We start from the raw sequence: 3647 nt of genomic DNA on the forward strand, positions 1-3647 counted from the left end.
ACAAATATTTTTCTGTGTAATTGGTTTTAAAAAACCTGGGAGGGATTTTGTTCTTCGGCATCTATTTAGTTTCTGAAGATATCTGAAGCTCTACCATTACTGGAAAGTGATCCGAAAGCGTTTCAGGCACTCCCTGATTGAAAATTCTTACTTGGGTGCAGGTTTTTGCAAGGCTTGGACTGGCCAAAATATAATCGATTCTTACCCGGTTTTGGACGATGGTCTCTGGTGTTTGATCATATAATCCAATAAGCGCAGGAGTAGGAAAAGTAAAACTTTCTTCCAAATCTACTTTTCCCAGGCTAAGATCGATGGCAGGGAACGAAAGGAACTCAGACATGGGAGCATAATCAAATTCCCCTAGTCTCAAATTGGAATATTTTTCATTATCACTTCCCACTATTTTTTCTTTCAGTTCTTTTTTAGTTTCCAGCCAATAGGCATCCAATGGGGAGTGAGAATTGAAATCTCCCAATATAATGAAAGAGTCATTTTGGAGTTCTTTGATACGGGACTTTATCTGTTTAGCTTCTATTAAACGGGTATCGCTATCTGGGGGAGATAGGTGAACCACAAAGAAATCAATCCCGAAAGTCTTCACATGCAGGAGACCATGCCAGAAGTTATCCACATCTCTTTCAATCAAAATAATGGGTTCTTTGGACGTAAGGGCAGTTGGATAGCCTTTTTCCTTTAAAAGCTGAACATAGGGATGCCCCCCATTTGGCAGCATCTATTTTGAGTTTATCCACAGTATAATCGCAAAGCTCCTGCAAGGCCAATACATCTGGATCCTGTGCTTTGACCCATTGGATCAGCTTTTCTTGCCGAGTAGTATCCTTTCCCCAATCAAAGCCATTCCAGATATTGTAGGTCATAACTTTAAGTGGGTTTTCTGCTTCTTGGGAAAATCCAGAAAGGCTAAATCCAAAAATGAAGAGCACAAAAAATAAGGGTCTAATAAATGGACGCATTAATTAAGATAATTTTGATTGGAGATGCTATCCTAAAATTGGGAATAGATTTTATTTAATCTTTCAAAATAAAATCACTTATCAAACTTACAACTTTATCATCAGTAGCAAGGATGGAAGTAAGAATCGTTCCATGAGTTCTATTTGGTACTTCTTCTGTGGATACATTAAGATTGCCTGCCGCTCTCATGGCAGAAGCAAATCGTTCGTTTTGTTCTTTTCTCCAAGCATCATCTCCATCGGCATAAATAAGCAAGATATTATCTCGATTGGGTAAGATATGTGGTGTTACCGAAGCTTTTAACCAATTTTCAGGATCAGTTCCCCATATTGATTTGTAGGTTGAATCCATTGCGATGCGATCTTTAGCCGTCTCTTCTACATACAAAAACGGACTGATAAGAATAGCCCCTGCAATGTCGGAACCTGGAATTCCCCTAGCTTGCAAAAGCGAAAAATCAACTGATAGAAGCGCGGCGAGGTAAGCACCGGCAGAATGGCCTCCAACATAGATTTGTTCTGGATTTCCACCATAGGCCTCTATGTTATTTTTAACCCATTCATAGGCTGCTGCGGCATCTTTTACATGATCTGGGTGCTGGACATTGGGAGATAATCGGTAGTTGACACTCACCAAACCAATTCCTGATTCTGCTAATTTATTACCGATATCTTCACCCCAACTTTTATCTCCCATTAAAAGAGCTCCTCCATGGAAATAAACAATCACAGGCACATTTTTTTTGCCTTCGGGTAGGTAGATATCTAATAAATCTTTGTCGTCTTGGTAATCAGATTCATTGATATAATCAATATCCTTGAAGATTTTTACTTGTGCGTTTACACAAGGAGCGTTTAATAAAAGGAATAGTGTTAATACGGTAAGTTTCATTGCAACCAATTTATTTACTGTAATATCTTCATTTTTATGCACTCAGTAGGGATTTGCTTTACTTTTTAAGCCTAAATGTTTGTGATTAAAACCCTACTCAAATCGGCACATAAACAACCATCAATGCCCATAGAATAAAAAATATCAGGAATGGGATCAACAAATAACCCATCACATCTCTAGCTTGGATTTTTACTCCAATTCCCATGACTGGGAGGATGATCAATAAATAGAAAGGTGTTGTCCCCGACAATTGTCTGGACAAACTCATCTACCGGTGGGGAGAGTTATACAATGTTTTTGATAAAGTGTGTTGAAATGTAGTTTATCTACTAGTATCAACTATTTTTTCAATTGTTTAATCATTTATAGCTTGATACATCAGATTTTTGAATTTGACATTCATGTCATTGGTGTTAGGATTAAGTTGAGTCAATAAGATCCCAATTAATTCTTCCTGAGGATCCACCCAAATATAGGTAGCCAAAACCTACCAATCCCCAGAAAATAGCCATTAGAGTCAGATTGTAAAAACTTATAACTTTGAGGTTTTAGTTTCAGCCTAGAACTGTCGAGGACTACACCTAGCGTGAGAAACATTTATCCATCTAGATCTGAATCAGCCTTCTACCTTATCCACATTAATTTTCTCAATCTGTAAGGGCTGATATTTTACATAATAATTCTCATAACCGGCAATTATAGGACTTATTTTAATCTCATTTGATGAGGCCAAAAAATCAAACATCACCTCATTAAATTGATAATTAATATACCATGTGTCAGTAGCTCTACCCGTGATATTGGTTATTACTTTTTTATTTCTATATACTCCGGGTTTTAACTCAATGGTCACGCGATATCGCTTACCCATTTCGGGTCTGAAACGTAAAACCAAGAATCTCATTTCAGGTAGAAATCCAGGCATGCCACTATGGAACCTTGGATAATATTTGTTTTCCGGATGTACATCAATAGTTGTTTGATCGGATCTATACCATCCGAAATATTCAGCGACATACATATCTTTATCCTTCATTTTTTGAGCTGTGATTTCCCAGGATTCGTTTGCCTTCAAGTTTAACAAGTCATTTCTATTAACCCTAAGCGCTGGTATGTTTGCGATCCCCTTTGGATCGAGCTTTTTCAGTTGTGTATTCGAGATTCGATTCGAGGGGGTAACTTGAATATCAATAGGATTGATTTTCAGATTTTTACTGCTGAAATTCCCAATGTTTCCGAACTTTTTCTTCGACATAATACCTTTGGTTTAAAAGTGGATAAAATTTTTTCTGGATTTTGGACTGAAGCTCTCAAAATCAACCTGAAGCTTAGAGTCAACTTATTCAGAAATCTGAAGCCCAGGAAATACTATAAATTGACCTTCTCAACAAATTGCCTTCCCTGTTTCTTGAAAAGACTAAAAAGTGCAGCCCCAAAAGTCGTGTTGGCAAATCCTTATTCGGATAGGATACAATTATTTCCAAAATTCCTGTCTAAATAAGATAGCCTATTTTTTCTGTTGATGCAACTATTTGACAACTTAGGAGACTTGCTATACTATTGGTAATCAGTAGATTTAAAAATAGTAAAGCTTGAACCAATTAGTATCTCACTTGATGCAAATAGAGTATCTCGCGATTCTTTTTATCCCCCAAGGTGGGTAGTGAGACAGAGGGGAGGGGTTAGAAATTTCAAATTCAAAAAAAAGGTTTAGTTACTCCCGACAACTGTCGTAGACACACCTAGAGGGTGCAAAAATAGAGGGAAAATGCGATTTT

At 37.3% G+C, this 3647-nt stretch carries 5 protein-coding genes; all 5 read right to left on the minus strand.

The annotated features are described in order from the left end of the window. Positions 1-61: 61 nt before the first annotated feature. The 5 genes from Q0L68_RS17890 to Q0L68_RS17910 all read right to left on the minus strand — a co-directional run bounded on the left by Q0L68_RS17890 (position 62) and on the right by Q0L68_RS17910 (position 3124). Positions 62-733: an endonuclease/exonuclease/phosphatase family protein gene (locus Q0L68_RS17890; RefSeq protein WP_296705626.1), complete on the minus strand. Its 672-nt coding sequence runs from the start codon at positions 731-733 to the stop codon at positions 62-64. After that, positions 639-974: an endonuclease/exonuclease/phosphatase family protein gene (locus tag Q0L68_RS17895; RefSeq protein ID WP_296705627.1), complete on the minus strand. Its 336-nt coding sequence runs from the start codon at positions 972-974 to the stop codon at positions 639-641. The genes Q0L68_RS17890 and Q0L68_RS17895 overlap by 95 nt, the downstream gene beginning before the upstream one ends. A 55-nt stretch (positions 975-1029) precedes the next feature. Further along, a complete protein-coding gene (locus Q0L68_RS17900) occupies positions 1030-1908 on the minus strand; it encodes an alpha/beta hydrolase (RefSeq protein WP_296705628.1) in 879 nt (292 codons plus the stop codon). A gap of 55 nt (positions 1909-1963) precedes the next feature. Then, entirely contained in the window at positions 1964-2137 is a 174-nt protein-coding gene (locus tag Q0L68_RS17905; RefSeq protein ID WP_296705629.1) for a hypothetical protein, read from the minus strand. 348 nt (positions 2138-2485) lie between these two features. Next, a complete protein-coding gene (locus tag Q0L68_RS17910) occupies positions 2486-3124 on the minus strand; it encodes a hypothetical protein (protein ID WP_296705630.1) in 639 nt (212 codons plus the stop codon). Positions 3125-3647 lie beyond the last annotated feature (523 nt).

This window comes from Algoriphagus sp. (assembly GCF_024642405.1).
In the GTDB taxonomy this organism is placed as follows: domain Bacteria; phylum Bacteroidota; class Bacteroidia; order Cytophagales; family Cyclobacteriaceae; genus Algoriphagus.